Source organism: Mesorhizobium sp. CNPSo 4671 (genome assembly GCF_057784245.1).
In genome coordinates this window covers 1-1,490 of sequence record NZ_JBWLUW010000058.1, presented here as the reverse complement: position 1 = coordinate 1,490, position 1,490 = coordinate 1, and the positions used below count along the sequence as shown (strand labels likewise).

General features: G+C 63.0%; 1 protein-coding gene. It reads right to left on the bottom strand.

The genetic code is table 11. The features are described from left to right. Positions 1–83 precede the first annotated feature (83 nt). Positions 84–1,106: an aminopeptidase gene (locus AC04SF_RS37325; protein ID WP_488481869.1), complete on the bottom strand. Its 1,023-nt coding sequence runs from the start codon at positions 1,104–1,106 to the stop codon at positions 84–86. Between the last annotated feature and the right edge of the window lie 384 nt (positions 1,107–1,490).

Below are 1,490 nucleotides of genomic sequence, written 5' to 3'. Positions count from 1 at the left end.
GTGCGGGGTGGGTGAGGCAGGCCGCGCTCCCGCGCCTATCGGCCAGAACCGGCGTTGGTCAGGCGCCGCCGTGCTGGTCGACGTCAATGACACGCAGTCGCGTTGCTCAGTGCCTCCGCACGGGAAGGCTGGGGCAATGCCGCAATCCGCCGTACGGAAGCATAGAACGTGGGATAATCGCCTGCGCACAAGTCATAAAGGCGAAGGAACGCCGGAACCTGTTCGCCGTAGACGGACGTCGCGGCGAGCTTTGCGTTGTTGATGGGATTATTGAACCAGGCATCGTATCCGCGATATCCGGCCCAGCGCGTGTCGCGCATTTGCCGGTAGCGCACCCGCAGCCTGTCGATCGCGGCTGTTTTGGCGGCAGCCATCTGCTGCGAAGTGCGGGGGCTGCCATAGACCTGCATCAACTCGTCCCGCGTTTTCGCTATCAGTCCGAGAAAATCCGCCTTGCGCCGGCGATCGATTTCGTAACTGAGCAATCCGGCGCGATTGCCGGTGGCGCGCAGCCATTTCCTCACCCCGGTGATTTCGACGGCAACCGCGAAAGCCTCGTTGAACGCGGAGTCGCCGTTCACATAGATTTTCTGGTGCGCCAGTTCATGGAAGATGAGGCCTGCGAGATATATGGCGTCCTGACGCAGCATGGTGCTGAGCAGCGGGTCGCTGAACCAGCCAAGCGTGGAATAGGCAGTGACGCCCGAGACGTAGACGTCCAGCCCTTGTCGCTGCAGTTCGGCAGCACTTTCAGCCGCGGATTTCTGGGAAAAGTAGCCCCGGTACGGAACGCAGCCGAAGACCGGAAAGCACCATGTCCGTGGCGTGAGCGAGAATTGCGGCGCGGCAAAAACGGCAAAGGTCACATTGTCCCGGCCGATGTCGACATAGCTTCGGTAGCTGCTGTTATCGGGCAGCGCCAGCTCATCCGTGGCAAAGCGACGTATGGCGCTCGCCGACGTCAACTTCGCGCGCAATGCCACAGGCGTCGAGGGATCATGGATGAGCTTTCCGACATTTTTCCGCGCGGCCATGATCTGCACATGGCCCTCCAGCGACTGCGCGTAGTAGGAGACGCTGGTGCAGCCGGCCACGCCGGACGCCATGACCACGGCGGCAAGCAATCGAAAAAAGCGCTTCAAAGCTTGCCCACCGCTTGCTCGTCGTCCATGGCGCGAATGCCCCATTTGCCCTCGTGTCAGGCGCACCGATTTTCGTCAAGACCTGGCAGCAGGTCGAACTTTCGAATTGGCAGGACTGGCAAGGCGGCCATTCCCGACCTTCGCGCCCAGCGTCGCCGCCGCCCGCCAGGCGCGGTGGCAGGCCTGCTGCAGGCGCTGCGCGATACCGAGGTGCGGCCGCTGCTGTCAAAAGTCTTGGCCAAGAGGCTGGTCCCGCGCCGTACGGGTCGAGGCCGGGCGGTATCTGGCGGCGCGGATTTCGGGGGCGCGGTTTGTCGAGGTGGAGGGGGAGGATCACTGGTTCTGGGT